This is a genomic window from Microbacterium sp. AC035 (genome assembly GCF_979258485.1).
In genome coordinates, this window is sequence record NZ_OZ409858.1 from 1,273,708 (window position 1) to 1,291,182 (window position 17,475).

Consider the following 17,475-nt stretch of genomic DNA (forward strand, 5'->3'; position numbering starts at 1 on the left):
CGCGCGTGCACGGCTGGTAACTCGATTTTACCCTCTGGCTCGGGGATCGGGCTCAGATGATGATGTCGTTCATGCGGGAGAGCAGCAGCGCCTCGGTCGCCACCGCGTGGCGGAACGTGTCGAGGTGCAGGGATTCGTTGGGGCTGTGCGCCCGCGAGTGCGGGTCTTCCACGCCCGTCACGAGGATCTGCGCGTCAGGGAACTCCCGCACGAGGTCGGCGATGAACGGGATCGACCCGCCGACACCGAGATCGACGGGGGGCACGCCGTAGCCGTCTCGCATGGCATCCCGCGTGAGCGCGACGGCCCAACCGCTGGTGTCGACGAGGAAGCCGTTGCCGAGATCGACGTCGGAGAAGGTCAGCTCAGCGCCGTACGGCGCGTTGGCGCGCAGATGCGACTCGAGGGCGGCGTAGGCCTCCTCCCCGGTCTGGCCGGGTGCGACACGCGCGCTCACGACGACCGTCACCTCCGGGAGCAGGGTGTTGGAGGCCGCAGCGACGCTGGTCGCGTCGATTCCGATGACGGTCACCGACGGCTTGTTCCAGATCCGGCTGAGGATGCTGCCGCCTCCGATCGGCGACGTGCCTGGCAGAAGACCGGCTTCATCTCGAAGCGTCTCCTCGCTGTACTCGGGCGTGGGGGCCTCGCGCTCGGTCATCCCGTCGACTGCGACAGAACCGTCCTCGTGCCAGAGGGTGGAGAGCATCTTGACCGTCGCCATCATCGCGTCGGGGACGGCTCCCCCGAACATCCCGGAGTGCGAGGCGTGATCGAGGGTGCGCACGCGCACGGTGAATCGCGCGTTGCCGCGGAGCGAGACGGTGAGCCCGGGTGTCACCGAATCCCAGTTGCCCGAGTCGGCGACCACGATCGCATCCGCACGGAGAGCCTCCTTGTTGTCCGAGAGGAACTGCGCGAAGGAACGGGATCCGTACTCCTCCTCGCCCTCGATGAACATCGCGATGCCCAGTTCGAGATCGTCGCCTACGACCTCGGCGACGGCCCGGATCGAGGCGATGTGCGCCATGATCCCGGCCTTGTCGTCGGCGGCGCCGCGACCGTAGAGGCGTCCGTCGCGCACGGTCGGCTCGAACGGCGGCGTCTCCCACAGGGCGTCGTCCCCAGGAGGCTGCACATCGTGGTGCGCGTAGAGCAGGATCGTCGGCTTGCCGTTGCGCGCGGCACGTGTCGCGAGCACCGCCGGCTGCCCGTGCTCGTCGGTGCCGGGGATCGCGGCGCGGAGAACGCGCACCTCGTCGAAGATCCCGGTGGCGGTGGCGAGTGCGGCGACAGCCTCAGAGCTGCGTTCGAGCTGCGTCTGGTCGAATGCGGGCCACGCCATGCCGGGAATGCGGACGAGCGAGCCCAGGTCGCTCAGTGCCGCGGGAAACCCCGTCGACACAGCCTCGAGGACGGCCGGTTCGCGTTCGCTGGACAGATTCTGTTCGCCGGGCTGGGCAGGAGATGTCATGCGAGTAATCTTAAGGTGATCCGCCTTCACTGAACCGAGGAACCTCGTGGCCACTACCCCTGTCCCCCACTCGACGAACGACGACGCTCCCGAGACGACTGCGTCGGGCAAGGGACGCGCGACGCCGACCCGGGCCGAACAGGAGGCGGCTCGCCGCCGACCTCTGGTCGCGAACACCAAGGAGGCGAAGGCTGCGGCACGCGCCGAGCTCAACGAACGCCGCAACCGCGCTCAGGCCGGTCTGGCCGCCGGCGAGGAGAAGTACCTCCCGGCTCGTGACAAGGGGCCGCAGCGCCGCTGGGTGCGTGACTACGTGGATGCCGGGTGGCACCCGGCCGAGTTCGTGATGGGCGTCATGGTGCTCGTCATCCTGATCTCGCTGCTGCCCGCGAACCTCGCCATCGGCGGATTCGCCATCGCCGGATGGGCATATCTGGTGATGATGGCGTACCTGATCCTCGCGATCGGCGGGATGGTGCTGCTGGGCATGCGCGTCAAGCGCAAGGTCGCCGCGAAGTTCGGCAAGGAGCGCATGGAGCGCGGCCTCGGATGGTACGCCGCCATGCGGTCACTGCAGATGCGGTTCATGCGTCTTCCCAAGCCGCAGGTCAAGCGCGGCGACTACCCCGCCTGACCCCCGGCTTCCAGAAGAGGCGCCTCCTGCTCCCTGAGCACGAGGCGCTTCTCGTATGCGGGTGCGATGGTTCAGCGGGCGAGGAGGCCCCGGTTGATCTCGCGACCCCAGAAGGGACCGCGGTAGAGGAAGGCCGTGTAGCCCTGCACGAGCGTGGCTCCGGCTTCGAGTCTCTCCTGCACGTCTGACGACGTCTCCACTCCCCCCACGGCGATCACGCAGAAGTCCTCGGGCACCGCCGAACGCACGAGACGCAGCACCTGCAGGGAACGCTCCTTGAGCGGCGCTCCCGAGAGCCCGCCAGCCCCGATCTCCGCGACCGTCGCCGCGTCCGTAGTGAGTCCGGCCCTGCTGATCGTGGTGTTGTGAGCGATGATTCCGGCGAGTCCTTCGTCGACCGCGAGCTTCGCGATGGCGACGATCTCGTCGTCTGAGAGGTCGGGAGCGATCTTGACGAGCAGCGGAGTCTCACCGGATGCTGCCCGCACCGCCCTGAGGAGCGGGGCCAGCGTCTCGACGGCCTGAAGTCCTCGCAGACCGGGGGTGTTCGGGGATGAGACGTTGACTGCCAGGTAGTCGGCGAGGGGTGCGAGTCTCGTCGCCGAAGCCACGTAGTCGGCGGTGGCGTTCTCGACGTCGACGACCCGACTCTTGCCGATGTTCACTCCGATGACCGTGTCGGGTGCGCCGCGCCGCAGTCGCGCGAGTCGGCGGGCGGCGGCGTCCGCTCCCGCGTTGTTGAACCCCATCCGGTTGATGACCGCTCGATCGGCGACCAGGCGGAACAGCCGCGGCTTGGGGTTGCCCTCCTGCGGGATCGCCGTGACGGTGCCGATCTCGACATGTCCGAAGCCGAGCGCGGCGAGACCGCGGACGCCGACGGCGTTCTTGTCGAATCCCGCCGCGATGCCGAACGGAGAGGAGAAGGTGAGGCCGAGCGCCTGCACCCGCAGGGACGGGTCGGGCTTCGTCAGCGCGCGTGTCGCCCGGGAGAACGGCGGAGCACCGAGCACGCGGATCACCGCCATACCGGCGTGGTGGGCGAACTCGGGGTCGAAGCGCGACAGGACAGCGCGAAAGAGCAGCGGATACATCCCTGCCAGATTACCGGTCGACGGGCTCCGGCTTGACGTGGTCCGAGCGAAGATCTGTGATCGCGCTCTCGAAGTCCTCGAGCGAGTCGAAGGCCTGATACACGCTGGCGAACCGCAGGTAGGCGACCTCGTCGAGGTCGCGGAGAGGTCCGAGGATCGCGAGGCCGATCTCATTCGTGTCGAGCTGCGAGACGCCGGTCTGTCGGACGGCCTCCTCCACCCGCTGAGCGAGGATCGCCAGATCCGCTTCCGTGACGGGCCGCCCCTGACAGGCCTTGCGCACGCCCGAGATGACCTTCTCGCGACTGAACGGCTCCATGACGCCAGATCGCTTGATGACGTTGAGGCTCGCGGTCTCCGTCGTCGTGAAACGACCACCGCACTCGGGACACTGACGTCGACGCCGGATCGAGAGACCGTCATCACTGGTGCGGGAATCGATGACCCGGGAGTCCGAGTGACGGCAGAAGGGGCAGTGCATCTGACCGATCCTACGCGGTGAACCGCGCCTCGATCGCCTCACCGTGCGCAGGGAGCACCTCGGTCTCGGCGAGGGCGACCACTCCTGCGCGCACCTCGGCGAGTGCAGCTCGATCGTATGAGATGACCTGCTGCGGACGAAGGAACGTGTACGCGCCGAGTCCGGGCGCATAGCGCGCCTGTCCCCCGGTGGGCAGGACGTGATTGCTGCCGGCCATGTAGTCGCCGAGACTCACCGGGGTGTGGTCTCCCACGAACACCGCGCCTGCGCTGGTGAAGCTGTCTGCCGCGGCCTCGGCATCTTCGAGGTGCAGCTCGAGGTGCTCGGGAGCGTACGCGTTGCTGAACGCCGTCGCCATCGCACGGTCATCGACCAGGACGATCGCCGACTGCGGCCCGTCGAGAGCCGCCGCCACGCGCGTCGCGTGGCGCGTGGCGCCCGCCTGCCGCTCGACCTCGGCGGCGACGCTGTCGGCCAGCTGCGGAGAATCGGTGACGAGCACAGCCGACGCCTGCTCATCGTGCTCCGCCTGGCTGACGAGGTCGGCGGCGATGAGCCGCGGGTCGGCGGCGGCGTCTGCGACGACGAGGATCTCGGTGGCCCCTGCCTCCGAATCGGTGCCGACGACCCCGGCCACCGCACGTTTCGCGGAAGCGACGTAGTTGTTGCCCGGCCCTGACAGGACGTCGACCGGATCGAGCCCGATCCCCGCGACGCCGTGCGCGAAGGATCCGATCGCCCCGGCTCCGCCGATCGCGTACACCTCGGTGATGCCGAGCAGACCTGCCGCGGCGAGGATCGTGGGGTGCACACGCCCGCCCTGGTCCTGCTGCGGCGGTGAGGCGAGCGCGATCTGCCGCACTCCCGCGACCTGCGCAGGAACGACGTTCATGATGACGCTGGACGGATAGACGGCTTTGCCTCCGGGGATGTACACCCCTGCTCGGTGCACCGGCTGCCACCGCTGCGTGATCGTCGCGCCGGTGCCGATCCGCGTGATCCGACGTTCGGGAACCTGTGCCGCCGAGGCGATGCGCACTCGGCGGATCGCCTCTTCGAGAGCGACACGGACGTCGGGCGCGAGGACCTCGAGGGCGTCGGCGATGTGCTGGGCGGGCACCCGGATATCGTGGCCGGTGACCCGATCGAAGCGTTCGGCCTGCTCGCGCAGAGCATCCTCGCCCCGCTCTCGCACGTCGTCGACGATTCGTGCGGCGGTATCGAGCGCCTCGGCTCGTGCCTGGGTGGCGCGCGGCACGGCCGCGAGCATGTCAGCCGGCGAGAGCGTGCGCCCCCGCAGATCGATCGTGCGCAAGATCAGCCTCTCGTGATGTCTGCGATGTCGTGCAGGTAGCCGATGCGCCCGTCGTCGTGTCTGATGACGAATGCACCACCGCGGTCCTCGATGACGAGAGCCCACGCGTTCGGACCGATCCTGAAGATGCTCTCGCCGCGTTCGTCATGCACGTCGCGCTCCGTCGGCGCGAGGATCCAGAATGGCTGCGGGGCCGAGAAGGAGTCCTGCGGGTTCGTCGCAGCGAAGTCGGTCTCGTCGTCGAGGGCGGGGAACGCGGTCGTCTCGGCCGACGAGACATCGCGAGCGGTCGTACCCAGGAGAGACTCGATGCTGCCCGTGTCCGAGACGATCTCGGGTTCCTGCCCGCGCGACCGACGTGAGTACGCGGGCGTGTACTCCTCATCGGAGGTCGTCTCCTCGGTTCCCGTCCCCCCGCCCGAGGCGTGCGAGGAGAGGGGCACCTGCTCGGCGAGATCCAGACGAGCCACCTCATCCGTCGCCTGCTCACCGGACAGCTCGACGTCGATACCCGCCGCCGGAGCGGCCGTGGTCGTGTAGGCCGGCGGCGCGGCCTCGATCGTGTGCGGTGCCGGGACGGGGTCTGTGGTGGGAGCCACCGGGGCGAGGTGCGACTCGGAGGCGTCGGAAGCCGCATCAGGAACGATGTGGCCAGCTTCCGGCTCCGCCTCCGTGTGCGTGTGCGGGGCGGGGTGTGCATCGGAGGCCACGGACGTGTCGTGCTCGGGGGCGGCGGGCTCGGGGCGTGGCCGCGCGATGACCGGCCGGACCGGATTGGCATTGCGGTGCGCGAGGGTGACGAGTCGGCCCTGGAAATCTTCCTTGAGACCGGGCACCAGCGGAGCGAACACCGTGAGGACGACGAGCGCGAGCGCCGCGAGGAGCTGGACGACACCGTTCCAAGGCAGCCCAAAGACACCGAACTCGATCACGAACGCGACGGCGTTCCAGAGGGCTCCCAGCCAGAAGACCGCCGAGACGGAGAACGCCACCGACGCGAACTGGTCGATCCCCAGCGAACCGACACGGCGGATGCCGTCAGGCGAGAAACGGCGAAGGACCAGCAGGAACACCGCGACAGTCGGCGCACCGATGGGCAGAATCCACTGGATACCGGCCCCCCAGATCGACGCGTCGCCGACGTAGGGGAAGAACGAGGCGATGAAGGCGATGAGCCACACGCCGACGATCAGCAGCTCTCGCAGTGTGAAGCCGAGGATTCCGTACTCCGGCGTCACCTGGTCATCGTAGAGAACGCCGTCGTCATCGGAGAATTCCTCGTCGACGGCCACTTCGTCTGCGGCCGCGTAGCGGTCCGCATCCGATTCGTCATTGTTCAGGAAGGGTGATTCCGTGCTCATGGGGAGGGTCCTTTCGCCACGGTGCAGCGCCTCTGCGGCGTGCACCCGAACGCGTCCTGATACTACCCGGTGCATCCGTGAGGACCCATCGAGCGGTGGTGCTTCACCGACGCTCAGCCCAGGCAGGTCGGACCGAGCAGCGACTTGAGATCGCCGAACAGATCGGCCGAGACCTTGACGGGCATCGGCACGTCGAAGACCTTGGCCGTGCCTCCGCGGTGCACGCGCAGAACCACCTCGGTGTCGCCGTTGTGACGTCGAAGCACTTCGGCCAGCTCGGTCATCACCCGCTCGGTCGCCCTCTGCTCGGCCAGCACGAGCGACAGGGGGCCCGCGGCGTCGAACGAGCCGACATCCGGCGCGAAAGCCGACTGGGCGTGCAGGTTGAGACCGTCATCGCGCTTCGACACCCGTCCGCGCACGGCGAGGATGGAGTCCTGCTGCAGGATGTGCTGGAACTCGGTGTAAGTCTTGCCCATGAACATGACCGTCACCTCGCCGTTGAAGTCCTCGACGGTGATCATGCCGTACGGGTTTCCGCTGGCCTTGGCGACACGGTGCTGAACGCTCGTGACGAGACCGGCGACAGTGACCTGCTCTCCGTCCTGCATGTCCTCGGAGTTGATGAGGTTGTGGATCGAGATCGATGCGTGCTTCGCGAGCGGCACCTCGAGCCCGGCGAGGGGGTGGTCGGAGACGTAGAGCCCGAGCATCTCGCGCTCGAAGGCGAGCTTGTCCTTCTTGATCCACTCCGGACGTGCCGGCACCTTCGCAGGCGCCACCTCCTCCGTGCCGTCGTACAGGCTGTCGAAGTCGAATCCGATCGCGCCCTGCGCCTCGTTCCGCTTGCGATCCACAGCCGCCTCGACCGCATCCTCGTGGACTTCGAGCAGGGCGCGGCGGGAGTCCCCCATCGAGTCGAATGCGCCCGCCTTGATCAGCGATTCGACGGTGCGCTTGTTCGAGACATGCAGCGGCACCTTCTCGAGGAAGTGATGGAACGACGTGAATCGCTCGTCTTTGCGCGCCGCGATGATGCCCTCGACCACGTTGCTGCCGACGTTGCGGACGGCACCCAATCCGAAGCGAATGTCGTCACCGACGGCGGCGAAGTACTTGATCGACTCGGAGACATCGGGCGGGAGCACCTTGATGCCCATGCGACGGCACTCGTTGAGGTACAGCGCCATCTTGTCTTTCGAGTCGCCGACGCTGGTGAGCAGCGCGGCCATGTACTCGGCGGGATAGTGGGCCTTGAGGTAGGCGGTCCAGTACGAGACCACGCCATAGGCAGCCGAGTGCGCCTTGTTGAAGGCGTAGTCCGAGAACGGGAGCAGGATCTCCCAGATCGCGTTGACGGCTCCGTCGGAGTATCCGTTGGCGTGCATACCGGCCTGGAAGCCCTCGAACTGCTTGTCCAGCTCCGACTTCTTCTTCTTGCCCATCGCCCGACGGAGGATGTCGGCCTGTCCGAGGGAGAACCCGGCCACGCGCTGTGCGATGGCCATCACCTGCTCCTGGTAGATGATCAGACCGTAGGACTCGTCGAGGATGTCGGCGAGCGACTCTGTGAACTCCGGATGGATCGGCGTGATGGGCTGCTGACCGTTCTTGCGCAGCGCATAGTTCGTGTGCGAGTTCGCGCCCATGGGCCCCGGACGGTACAGCGCGATGAGCGCCGAGATGTCACCGAAGTTGTCGGGGCGCATCAGGCGCATGAGCGATCGCATCGGACCGCCGTCGAGCTGGAAGACGCCGAGCGATTCGCCTCGCCCGAGCAGATCGTAGGCCCCGCGGTCGTCGAGCGCGAGGTGCTCGAGGTCGAGCTCCTCTCCGCGGTTGGTGCGGATGTTGTCGAGCGCGTCCGAGATGATCGTCAGGTTTCGCAGCCCGAGGAAGTCCATCTTGATCAGGCCGAGCGACTCGCACGAGGGGTAGTCGAACTGCGTGACGATCTGGCCGTCCTGCTCGCGGCGCATGATCGGGATGATGTCGATCAGCGGCTCGGACGACATGATCACGCCCGCCGCATGCACGCCCCACTGGCGTTTCAGGCCCTCGAGGCCGAGCGCACGGTCGAAGACGGTCTTCGCCTCGGGGTCGGTCTCGATCAGGACGCGGAACTCGCTCGCCTCCTTGTAGCGGGGGTGCGCGGAGTCGAACATTCCGTCGAGGGGCATGTCCTTGCCCATCACGGGCGGCGGCATCGCCTTGGTCAGCCGCTCGCCCATGCTGAACGGGAAGCCGAGCACGCGGCCGGCATCCTTCAGCGCCTGCTTGGACTTGATCGTGCCGTACGTGACGATCTGGGCGACACGCTCGGATCCGTACTTCCTGGTCACGTAGTCGATGACCTCGCCGCGACGCCGGTCGTCGAAGTCGACGTCGAAGTCGGGCATCGAGACGCGGTCGGGGTTCAGGAAGCGTTCGAAGATGAGCCCGTGCTCGAGTGGGTCGAGATCGGTGATCTTCATGGCGTAGGCGACCATGGAGCCGGCTCCGGAACCACGTCCCGGCCCCACCCGGATGCCATTGTCCTTGGCCCAGTTGATGAAGTCGGCGACGACGAGGAAGTAGCCGGGGAATCCCATCTGGAGGATGATGCCGGTCTCGTACTCGGCCTGCTTGCGCACCTTGTCGGGGATCCCGTTCGGGTACCGGTAGTGGAGCCCCGCCTCGACCTCTTTGATGAGCCAGCTGTCTTCGGTCTCCCCGTCGGGCACCGGGAACCGCGGCATGTAGTTCGCCGCCGTGTTGAACTCGACCTCGCAGCGTTCGGCGATCAGCAGAGTGTTGTCGCACGCCTCGGGGTGATCGCGGAAGAGCTGACGCATCTCGGCGGCGGTCTTGATGTAGTAGCCGTCGCCGTCGAACTTGAAGCGGTTCGGGTCGTCGAGCGTCGAGCCCGACTGCACGCACAGCAGCGCCTCGTGCGCGTCGGCCTCGTGCTGGTGCGTGTAGTGCGAGTCGTTCGTGCCCACGAGCGGGATGCTCAGATCCTTCGCGAGCCGGATCAGATCGGTCATGACCCTGCGCTCGATGGAGAGACCGTGATCCATGATCTCGGCGAAGTAGTTCTCCTTGCCGAACAGGTCCTGGAACTCCGCAGCCGCCGCGCGTGCGGCGTCGTACTGGCCGAGGCGCAGACGTGTCTGGATCTCGCCCGACGGGCACCCGGTCGTGGCGATCAGGCCCTTGCCGTAGGTCTGGAGCAGCTCACGGTCCATCCGGGGCTTGAAGTAGTAGCCCTCCATGCTCGACAGCGAGCTGAGGCGGAACAGGTTGTGCATGCCCTGCGTGCTCTCGCTCCACATCGTCATGTGGGTATAGGCACCGGAGCCCGAGACGTCATCGCTCTTCTGGTCCGGAGACCCCCACTGCACTCGAGTCTTGTCGCTGCGATGCGTGCCGGGCGTGACATAGGCCTCGAGCCCGATGATCGGCTTGACGCCCGCCACATTCGCCGCTTTGTAGAACTCGAAGGCGGCGAACGTGTTGCCGTGGTCGGTCACCGCGATGGCCGGCATGTCGTAGTCGGCCGCCGCCTGGGTCATCGCCGCGATCTTCGCCGCCCCGTCGAGCATCGAGTACTCGCTGTGCACGTGCAGGTGGACGAAGGAGTCGGATGCCATGATTCGAGTCTACTTTCGGCCTGGGACATCGAGCGCCCGGCGCCCCTCACCGTCGCCCTCCACGTCACGGAAGCGAATCGACCACGCTGACGGTGTAGACGTACCGCTCGTCGACCATGGTGGCGGGGATCAGGCCCGACACGATGTCGAGCGTCGCCGTCTGCTCCCGCACGAGGCCAGTGGTCGTGTCGATCGTGACCGAGCGCCTCTGGGTGGCGTCCTCGCCGGAGAGCGCTTCGGTCGCCGCCGAGAAGCGCAACGTCACCAGGTCTCCGTCGGTGGAGACGATCTCAGATCCGGGAAGCAGGCTGAGAGCCTCGTACATCGTCGCGCGCTCCGCGCTCGAGCCGAGGTTGTGCGACAGCAGCTCGATGAGGACCCACCCGACCTTGTAGTCCTGATCGCCGGTGCTGACCCCCTGATTCGCGCGGATCCACTCGATGAGTCCCTGCGGGTCCGTCGGCATCGCCGCGAAGAACGCTCCGAGACCGTAGCCGTCAGGGGTCGCCCAAGGGGCTGACGGCCCGTCGTCGAAGTAGGAATCGCCGTTCGACGAGATCGCGTCCTTGTGTGCCTGGGACAGTTCCACGGCGTCGGGTCCGAATGTGTCGGTCACCGTCCAGGGCTGATCCGGAGCGATGAGCCACTGTTCTGCGGGATCTGCCGGGGAATAGGAGTAGTAGGACGACGTCCCGCGCCAGGCGTTCTGGGCGTTCGATCTGTCCGCCTGGTACTGGCCGCCCTCCGGATCGGGCTGGTGATAGACGACCTGCTCCGATTGCGTGTGCACGCGCAGATACTGTCCCGGCGCGAGCGTCAGCCCGGTGAACGCTCGGGACGCGGTCGCGGCGGCGCCGAACACCTGTGCGGACGTCATCGGAGCCTGTGTGGGAGCAGGTGTCGGGGGCGCGGGCGTCTGAGTCTGCCCCGGCTCACTCGTCGGGACGGCCTCGATCGCAGGGGTCGTCTGAGCCGTGATCCCGTTGACTGCCACCACTCCGATGACGACCGCGACCGCAGCTCCGAGCACCGAGCCGGCAAGCACCCATCTCGGCCTGGAAGAACGCGCGGCGCCTGGACTCGTGTCAGCCGCGATCTCGCGCAATAGTCGAGCGCGAGCCGCCTCGAGGTGCGAATCTGCACCGTCGAGATCCGGCTTGGTCTGCTGAACCCTCTCAAACACGTCCACGAACTTCTCCTTCCTTCTGCTTCTCGAATGCCTGGATCCTTCGTGCGGGATCCAATCGCCTGCGAACGCGATTCAGCCGTGATCGCACGGTGCCCACCGGCACCCCGAGCGCATCTGCGACGTCGTCGTAGCTCATGCCCTGCCAGGCATACAGCAGCAGCGTCTCGCGGTCCTTGGGGGCGAGCGCCGTGATCCTCTCCCTGAGCGCGCGCAGTTCGCGCTCGGCATCCACGCGCCGCATCGCCTCGTCGAGTCCGCCGAGCGACACATGGTCCTCGCCGACGACAGCGGCGAACGCACGCCAGTGCCGTGCCTCCACGGCTCTGTGCCGACGGATGAGCCGTGAGGCGATCCCGAGCAGCCACGGTGCGGCCGAGTCCTTGCTCAGGTCGAAATCGGCCCGGCGACGGAACGCGACGAGGAATGTCTCGCTGAGCACGTCTTCGGCTGCGTCGGAGCCGATGCGGTAGGCCGCGAACGCGTTGACCGCGCGCGCGTGTCGGTCGAACAACTCGGCGAATGCCTCCGGCCGGCCCAGCGACCGCCGGATGATCTCACTGTCTGTGCTCACACTATGTATTGCCTCTGTGGGGTGATGAGGTTCACGCTTTCTTCGCCCGTAGGCGCGATCCGCGTAGATCGAGGCGCATCAGCACTCGGGGGAACCCGTCGAGAGTGGATCCGGTGTCAGCGGCCTTCTGGAACCCTGCGCTCTCGAACAGTCGCCTGGTCCCGACGTAGGCCATCGTCAGGTTCACCTTCTCACCGCGGTTGTCGACCGGGTACCCTTCGACCGCCGGAGCCCCGCGCTGCTGCGCGTAGGCGACCGCACCCTCGATCAGTGCATGCGAGATGCCCTGCTTCCGATGACCGGGGCGGACGCGGATGCACCACAACGACCAGGGGTCGAGGTCATCGATGTGCGGGATCAGCCGATTGCGGGCGAAGCTCGTCTCACTGCGAGGATGCAGAGCCGCCCACCCCACGGGCTCTGCGTCGAGATAGGCGATGACTCCTGGCGGCGGGTCCTGATGGCAGAGCTCGCGCACGCGGTCGGCACGCTCCGTGCCCCGCAGTGCGTTGTTCTCCTTGCTGCCGATCCGGTAGCTCAGGCAGAAGCACACGTTCGACGTCGGCTTCTTCGGACCGACGAGAGCCGCGACGTCGTCGAAGTCTGTCGCCGCGCGCACCTCGATGCTCATATGCTCAGTCTGACCCACATGGCCGACATTCCGTGCTGCCGATTCACTCGCCGCGCAGGATCTCCAGCGCATGCTCGAAATCTGCGGGGTAGGGCGACTCGAACTGCACCCAGTCCCCCGTCGCCGGGTGCGCGAACGCGAGCCTGTGCGCATGCAGCCATTGACGGGTCAAGCCGAGTCGGGCCGACAGCGTCGGATCAGCGCCGTAGAGAGGGTCACCCGCACAGGGGTGCCGAAGCGCCGCCATGTGCACGCGGATCTGGTGCGTGCGCCCGGTCTCGAGGTGGATCTCGAGCAGCGACGCCCCTGGAAACGCCTCGAGCGTCTCGTAGTGGGTCACCGACGGCTTGCCGTCCGGCACCACTGCGAACTTCCAGGAGTGATTCGGATGCCGGCCGATCGGTGCATCGATCGTTCCGGTCAACGGGTCAGGATGCCCCTGGACGACCGCATGATAGATCTTCTCGACCGTGCGTTCTTTGAACGCATGCTTCAACCTCGTGTAGGCGTTCTCGCTCTTCGCCACCACCATGAGACCGCTGGTGCCGACGTCCAGACGATGCACGACGCCCTGACGCTCCGGAGCCCCACTGGTGGCCACCCGGAAACCTGCCGCGGCGAGAGCGCCGACGACCGTCGGGCCCTCCCACCCGAGTGAGGGGTGCGCAGCGACGCCCGTGGGCTTGTCGACCACGACGATGTCGTCATCGTCGTAGACGATTCCGAGTTCGGGAACCGCGATCGGGATGATCCGCGGCTCCTCCTTCGGCTGCCACTCCACCTCGAGCCATCCTCCGCCGCGCAGACGGTCGGACTTGTCGAGGGTGACTCCATCGAGGCGCACTCCTCCGGCAGAGGCGACGTCGGCGGCGAACGTACGCGAGAAGCCCATCAGCTTCGCGAGCGCTGCGTCGACGCGTGAGCCCTCCAATCCGTCAGGAACCGGGAGGGAGCGGAACTCCACGCTCAGCGTCCGTCCGAGGCCGGGGCCGGGGCATCAGGAGACGCTCCGTCCTGGCGGGACACGTCGGGGCGAGAGCCCGAGTCGGCTTCTTCGGCCAGGGCGGCGGCCTCGGCCTGCTCATCGGTCTCGACAGGCGCATGGTCTCGTTCGCGCGTGCCGTCGAAACGGAGCCCGAGCACCACGAGCAGTGCGACGGAGATCATTCCGCTGACGATGAAGATGTCGGCGACGTTGAAGATCGCGGGCATCATCCAGGGCATCGAGATCATGTCGACCACGTGTCCCATGGGGAACCCGGGATCGCGGAAGAGGCGATCGGTGAGGTTGCCGAGAACTCCTCCGAGCAGGCATCCGAGCACCACGGCCCAGAGGCGGGAGTGAAGCCCGAAGGCCTTCCACACGATCACGCCGGCGACCACCGCGAGCGCGATGGTGAAGATCCATGTGACATCGGATCCCAGCGAGAACGCCGCACCGGGGTTGCGCACGTAGTAGAGCTGAAGGAACTCACCGAGCACCGGCACCGGCTCCTGCAGAGGCAGGTTCTCGGTGGTGAGGTACTTCACAAACTGATCGGCGGCCAGCACGATCGCTGCGAGAACCGCAACGATCGCGCCGGCCGCCGACCGACGAAGGGGACGACGTCCTGGCAAAAGGACGACCTACAGTCCGATCGCGGAGACCGGAGTCGAGTCCGTCGACGCCGACTTCTCGTCGAGATCGCGGAGCTGACCCTCGATGTAGCCGCGAAGCTGCGAGCGGTAGTCGCGCTCGAAGTTGCGGAGTTCGGTGATCCGAGCCTCGAGTGCATTGCGCTCGCGCTCGAGACGGGCCGACTCTTCGCGCTGCTTGGCCTCGGCCTCGGTGCGGATGCGGTTGACTTCGCCCTCCGCCTCTGCGATGAGCTGAGCGCGCTTGGCCTCACCCTCGGCGACGTGCTCATCGTGCAGGCGCTGCGCCAGCTCGATGATGCCGGCGGTCGCGGTCGCGGAACCCGACGGAGCGGGCTCTGCGGCAGCGGGAGCCGGCGCGGGAGCCTCTTCGACGACCGCGGCGGGTGCCTCTGCAGCGGCTGCGGGAGCGGCCGGCGCGTCGCCGGACTCGTACGCGGCCAGCTTGGCCTTGAGTTCGACGTTCTCTTCGAGGGCCTTGCGCCACTCGATGACGATCTCGTCGAGGAAGTCGTCGACCTCGTCCGGGTCGAAGCCGTCCTTGAAGCGGACGTGCTGGAACTGCTTGGTGACGACGTCATCCGGGGTAAGTGCCATGGTGGCTCCTTCGATGAGTTCGGTTGCCAGTTTGGAGAATGGCGTGGTCGAGATTCGGCGCGAACCCGGGGCGCGCACCTGGGAGCCAAGCATAGTCCCCGAGCCTGTCAGTCGCGACGCCGCGACACCCCAGGGTGCCGAAGTCGCGCAGGTCTCAGATGAAGCTTCGGACGATGCTCATGAGGATCAGCACGATCAGGATCGTGATCGAGAACCCGAAATCCAGGGACAGCGCGCCGATTCGCAGGGGTGGGATGATCCGCCGGAAGAACCGGACGGGCGGATCGGTCAACGTGTAGACGAGTTCGGCTGCAACGAGTCCGGCACCCTTGGGACGCCACTCCCGATTGAACATCGGGATATAGCTCAGGATGAGACGTGCGAAGAGCACCAGCAGGTACAGCAGAAGAGCCAGATGTACGATGCTGGCGACGACGGAGACGACGAACCCCACGGTCTACGACTGGTCGAAGCCCGCGGACTCTGCGTCCGCGTGCGCGATTCCCCCGTGGCCCGAGACCGCGATGTTCTCCGGCGAGAGCAGGAAGACCTTCGACGTGACCCGCTCGATACGGCCGTAGAGTCCGAGCGAGAGTCCCGAGGCGAAGTCGATGAGACGGCGAGCATCTGCATCGCTCATCTGCGACAGGTTGATGATGACCGGCACGCCTTCACGGAAGCTCTCCGCGATGAGCTGAGCATCGCGGTACTGCTTCGGGTGCACGGTGAGGATCTCGTTCACTGCCCCTCCTGCGGGCTGGCGCACGGCGACGGGGCGCCGTAGCGGGGTCACGGGCGCCGGAGCGGGCTCCTCGCGTTCGCGGTCGCGATCACGCTCTCGGTGGGAGCGGGCCGGAGCCTGCTCCTCCTCGTAGACCTCTTCCTCGTCGGCGAGGCCGAGATACACCATGGTCTTCTTCAGCGGGTTACCCATCGTGTCCTCCGGTTCGAACGTGTCGGGTGGTCTTTGTAGAGGTTAACCCCGGTCGGGGCGGGGTCCGGTGATTGCGGACCCGATCCGCAGGTGTGTCGCGCCCGCATCGATGGCCGCGACGAAGTCGCCGGTCATTCCTGCAGATATCCAGTCGGCGGACGGTTCCACCTCGCGCACTCTCTCGGCGATCGCGCGCAAGCGCGCGAATGCCGACGCGGGTTCCTCGTCGAGTGGTGCGACAGCCATCACGCCTCGCAGGCGCAGCGACGGAAGAGAGAGGATGTGCTCCGCGAGCGACCGGGCATCGTCGGGCTCGACTCCCCCACGACCCGCATCGTCGGTGAGGTTCACCTGCACGAGGACGTCGAGGATGTCGTCGCCTTCTGCGGCCCTGTGCAGGGCGTCCGCCAGCCGGTCTCGATCGACCGAGTGCACGGCATCCGCGCTGCGGCGGATCGCGGAGGCCTTGTTGGTCTGCGCCTGGCCGATGAAGTGCCAGCGAAGATCCAGGTCATCGAGCTCGGCTGTCTTCGAGGAGAGCTCCTGCTGACGGTTCTCCCCCACTTCACGCACGCCGAGAGAATGCAGTTCGCGGACGAGCGACGACGGATGGAACTTCGTCACGACGATCCGGGTGATCTCCCCCGGATCCCTTCCGGCCAGGCGCGCGGCGTCGGCGATCCGTTCATCGATCGCCGACAGCCGCACTGCCAGACCGGAATCGGTCTGGCCCGGCGCCGAAGTCACTTCAGGAATTCGGGGATGTCGATGTCGTCATCCGCGAAAGCCGGCTCGATGCTCGTCGCCGCGACTCGCTGCTGCACCTTCTCGGGCGCGGGCGCCTCTGCCGCGGGCTTGCTGTCCTCGTCGTTCGACAGCGCCACCTCGGGCAGCGTGCTGGCCGCGGCAGGGCGCGATACGACCATCGGGTCCAGACGGAGCGAAGGCTCGCCGCTGTCGAACCCGGCGGCGATCACGGTGACGCGCACCTCATCGCCGAGCGTGTCGTCGATGACCGTACCGAAGATGATGTTCGCCTCGGGGTGCGCAGCCTCCTTGACCAGGTCTGCCGCATCGTGGATCTCGAAGATCCCGAGGTTCGAGCCGCCCTGGATCGAGAGCAGGACTCCGTGCGCGCCTTCGATGCTGGCCTCGAGGAGCGGCGACTCGACGGCCAACTCGGCGGCCTTGATCGCGCGGTCGGCGCCACGGGCGGATCCGATTCCCATGAGCGCGGAACCGGCGCCCTGCATCACCGACTTGACGTCCGCGAAGTCGAGGTTGATGAGACCCGGCGTCGTGATGAGGTCGGTGATGCCCTGGACACCCGCGAGGAGCACCTGGTCTGCGGTGGCGAATGCCTCGATCATCGAGATGCCGCGATCGCTGATCTCGAGGAGGCGGTCGTTCGGCACGACGATGAGGGTGTCGACCTCTTCCTTGAGCTTCACCACACCGGCCTCGGCCTGACTCTGACGGCGGCGACCCTCGAAGGAGAACGGCTTGGTGACGACACCGATGGTCAGGGCGCCGATGGACTTCGCGATGCGAGCGACGACGGGGGCTCCACCGGTTCCGGTTCCGCCTCCCTCACCCGCGGTGACGAAGACCATATCTGCACCCGTGAGAGCCTGCTCGATCTCTTCGGCGTGGTCCTCAGCGGCGCGTCGACCCACTTCGGGGTCCGCTCCCGCGCCGAGCCCGCGAGTGAGCTCGCGGCCCACATCGAGCTTGACGTCGGCGTCGCTCATCAGGAGCGCCTGAGCGTCGGTGTTGACGGCGATGAACTCGACTCCGCGGAGGCCGAGATCGATCATGCGGTTGACGGCGTTGACGCCGCCACCGCCGACGCCGACGACCTTGATCACGGCGAGGTAGTTCTGGTTCTGGCTCATGGCCGGCCTCCGAATAGTCGAACCTGTCTGTG

At 67.0% G+C, this 17,475-nt stretch carries 17 protein-coding genes; 1 reads left to right on the forward strand and 16 read right to left on the reverse strand.

The window, feature by feature from the left end; all coding sequences use genetic code 11:
* Nucleotides 1-52: 52 nt before the first annotated feature.
* Nucleotides 53-1,474, reverse strand: a complete 1,422-nt coding sequence (locus tag ACZ0AA_RS06220) for a dipeptidase (RefSeq protein ID WP_400859732.1) — start codon at nt 1,472-1,474, stop codon at nt 53-55.
* A gap of 46 nt (nt 1,475-1,520) precedes the next feature.
* Between ACZ0AA_RS06220 and ACZ0AA_RS06225 the strand changes: the two genes are divergently transcribed.
* Entirely contained in the window at nt 1,521-2,108 is a 588-nt protein-coding gene (locus tag ACZ0AA_RS06225; protein ID WP_400859730.1) for a DUF3043 domain-containing protein, read from the forward strand.
* Between the two features lie 71 nt (nt 2,109-2,179).
* Here the strand turns inward: ACZ0AA_RS06225 and ACZ0AA_RS06230 are convergent, their stop codons facing one another.
* The 15 genes from ACZ0AA_RS06230 to ftsZ form a co-directional block, all read right to left on the reverse strand.
* Nucleotides 2,180-3,202, reverse strand: coding sequence for a quinone-dependent dihydroorotate dehydrogenase (locus ACZ0AA_RS06230; RefSeq protein WP_400859728.1), 1,023 nt, complete (start codon nt 3,200-3,202; stop codon nt 2,180-2,182).
* Between the two features lie 10 nt (nt 3,203-3,212).
* Nucleotides 3,213-3,683: a transcriptional regulator NrdR gene (gene nrdR, locus ACZ0AA_RS06235; RefSeq protein ID WP_400859726.1), complete on the reverse strand. Its 471-nt coding sequence runs from the start codon at nt 3,681-3,683 to the stop codon at nt 3,213-3,215.
* A 10-nt stretch (nt 3,684-3,693) separates the two neighbouring features.
* Nucleotides 3,694-5,001 (reverse strand): histidinol dehydrogenase, encoded by a 1,308-nt coding sequence (gene hisD / locus ACZ0AA_RS06240; RefSeq protein WP_400864540.1) that lies wholly within the window; start codon nt 4,999-5,001, stop codon nt 3,694-3,696.
* Nucleotides 5,001-6,359, reverse strand: a complete 1,359-nt coding sequence (locus tag ACZ0AA_RS06245) for a hypothetical protein (RefSeq protein ID WP_400859724.1) — start codon at nt 6,357-6,359, stop codon at nt 5,001-5,003. Before ACZ0AA_RS06245 ends, hisD begins: the two co-directional genes overlap by 1 nt.
* A gap of 113 nt (nt 6,360-6,472) precedes the next feature.
* Nucleotides 6,473-9,991, reverse strand: a complete 3,519-nt coding sequence (gene dnaE / locus ACZ0AA_RS06250; RefSeq protein WP_463512423.1) for a DNA polymerase III subunit alpha — start codon at nt 9,989-9,991, stop codon at nt 6,473-6,475.
* A 64-nt stretch (nt 9,992-10,055) separates the two neighbouring features.
* Nucleotides 10,056-11,180, reverse strand: a complete 1,125-nt coding sequence (locus ACZ0AA_RS06255; RefSeq protein ID WP_463512424.1) for a hypothetical protein — start codon at nt 11,178-11,180, stop codon at nt 10,056-10,058.
* Nucleotides 11,167-11,751, reverse strand: coding sequence for an RNA polymerase sigma factor (locus ACZ0AA_RS06260; RefSeq protein ID WP_400859718.1), 585 nt, complete (start codon nt 11,749-11,751; stop codon nt 11,167-11,169). Before ACZ0AA_RS06260 ends, ACZ0AA_RS06255 begins: the two co-directional genes overlap by 14 nt.
* Nucleotides 11,752-11,782: 31 nt before the next feature.
* The gene (locus ACZ0AA_RS06265; RefSeq protein WP_400859716.1) at nt 11,783-12,382 is read right to left on the reverse strand and encodes a GNAT family N-acetyltransferase; all 600 of its coding nucleotides are present in this window, start codon (nt 12,380-12,382) and stop codon (nt 11,783-11,785) included.
* A gap of 43 nt (nt 12,383-12,425) precedes the next feature.
* Complete coding sequence (locus tag ACZ0AA_RS06270) at nt 12,426-13,346, reverse strand: RluA family pseudouridine synthase (RefSeq protein ID WP_400859714.1); 921 nt, start codon at nt 13,344-13,346, stop codon at nt 12,426-12,428.
* Nucleotides 13,347-13,348: 2 nt separating this feature from the next.
* Nucleotides 13,349-13,957, reverse strand: a complete 609-nt coding sequence (lspA, locus tag ACZ0AA_RS06275) for a signal peptidase II (protein ID WP_400864537.1) — start codon at nt 13,955-13,957, stop codon at nt 13,349-13,351.
* Between the two features lie 51 nt (nt 13,958-14,008).
* Nucleotides 14,009-14,614 (reverse strand): DivIVA domain-containing protein, encoded by a 606-nt coding sequence (locus ACZ0AA_RS06280; RefSeq protein ID WP_463512425.1) that lies wholly within the window; start codon nt 14,612-14,614, stop codon nt 14,009-14,011.
* A gap of 154 nt (nt 14,615-14,768) precedes the next feature.
* Nucleotides 14,769-15,068, reverse strand: coding sequence for a YggT family protein (locus ACZ0AA_RS06285; protein ID WP_463512426.1), 300 nt, complete (start codon nt 15,066-15,068; stop codon nt 14,769-14,771).
* Between the two features lie 3 nt (nt 15,069-15,071).
* Complete coding sequence (locus ACZ0AA_RS06290) at nt 15,072-15,548, reverse strand: cell division protein SepF (RefSeq protein WP_400859708.1); 477 nt, start codon at nt 15,546-15,548, stop codon at nt 15,072-15,074.
* Nucleotides 15,549-15,590: 42 nt separating this feature from the next.
* The gene (locus tag ACZ0AA_RS06295; RefSeq protein ID WP_463512427.1) at nt 15,591-16,295 is read right to left on the reverse strand and encodes a YggS family pyridoxal phosphate-dependent enzyme; all 705 of its coding nucleotides are present in this window, start codon (nt 16,293-16,295) and stop codon (nt 15,591-15,593) included.
* Nucleotides 16,292-17,443: a cell division protein FtsZ gene (gene ftsZ, locus ACZ0AA_RS06300; RefSeq protein WP_400859705.1), complete on the reverse strand. Its 1,152-nt coding sequence runs from the start codon at nt 17,441-17,443 to the stop codon at nt 16,292-16,294. The genes ACZ0AA_RS06295 and ftsZ overlap by 4 nt, the downstream gene beginning before the upstream one ends.
* Between the last annotated feature and the right edge of the window lie 32 nt (nt 17,444-17,475).

What these genes read in the sequence shown, in the direction of transcription:
- ACZ0AA_RS06220 (WP_400859732.1), bottom strand. Translation starts at nt 1,474, where the DNA reads ATGACATCTCCTGCCCAGCCCGGCGAACAGAATCTGTCCAGCGAACGC.
- ACZ0AA_RS06265 (WP_400859716.1), bottom strand. Translation starts at nt 12,382, where the DNA reads ATGAGCATCGAGGTGCGCGCGGCGACAGACTTCGACGACGTCGCGGCT.
- ACZ0AA_RS06245 (WP_400859724.1), bottom strand. Translation starts at nt 6,359, where the DNA reads ATGAGCACGGAATCACCCTTCCTGAACAATGACGAATCGGATGCGGAC.
- dnaE (WP_463512423.1), bottom strand. Translation starts at nt 9,991, where the DNA reads ATGGCATCCGACTCCTTCGTCCACCTGCACGTGCACAGCGAGTACTCG.
- ACZ0AA_RS06280 (WP_463512425.1), bottom strand. Translation starts at nt 14,614, where the DNA reads ATGGCACTTACCCCGGATGACGTCGTCACCAAGCAGTTCCAGCACGTC.
- ftsZ (WP_400859705.1), bottom strand. Translation starts at nt 17,443, where the DNA reads ATGAGCCAGAACCAGAACTACCTCGCCGTGATCAAGGTCGTCGGCGTC.
- ACZ0AA_RS06230 (WP_400859728.1), bottom strand. Translation starts at nt 3,202, where the DNA reads ATGTATCCGCTGCTCTTTCGCGCTGTCCTGTCGCGCTTCGACCCCGAG.
- nrdR (WP_400859726.1), bottom strand. Translation starts at nt 3,683, where the DNA reads ATGCACTGCCCCTTCTGCCGTCACTCGGACTCCCGGGTCATCGATTCC.
- ACZ0AA_RS06290 (WP_400859708.1), bottom strand. Translation starts at nt 15,548, where the DNA reads ATGGGTAACCCGCTGAAGAAGACCATGGTGTATCTCGGCCTCGCCGAC.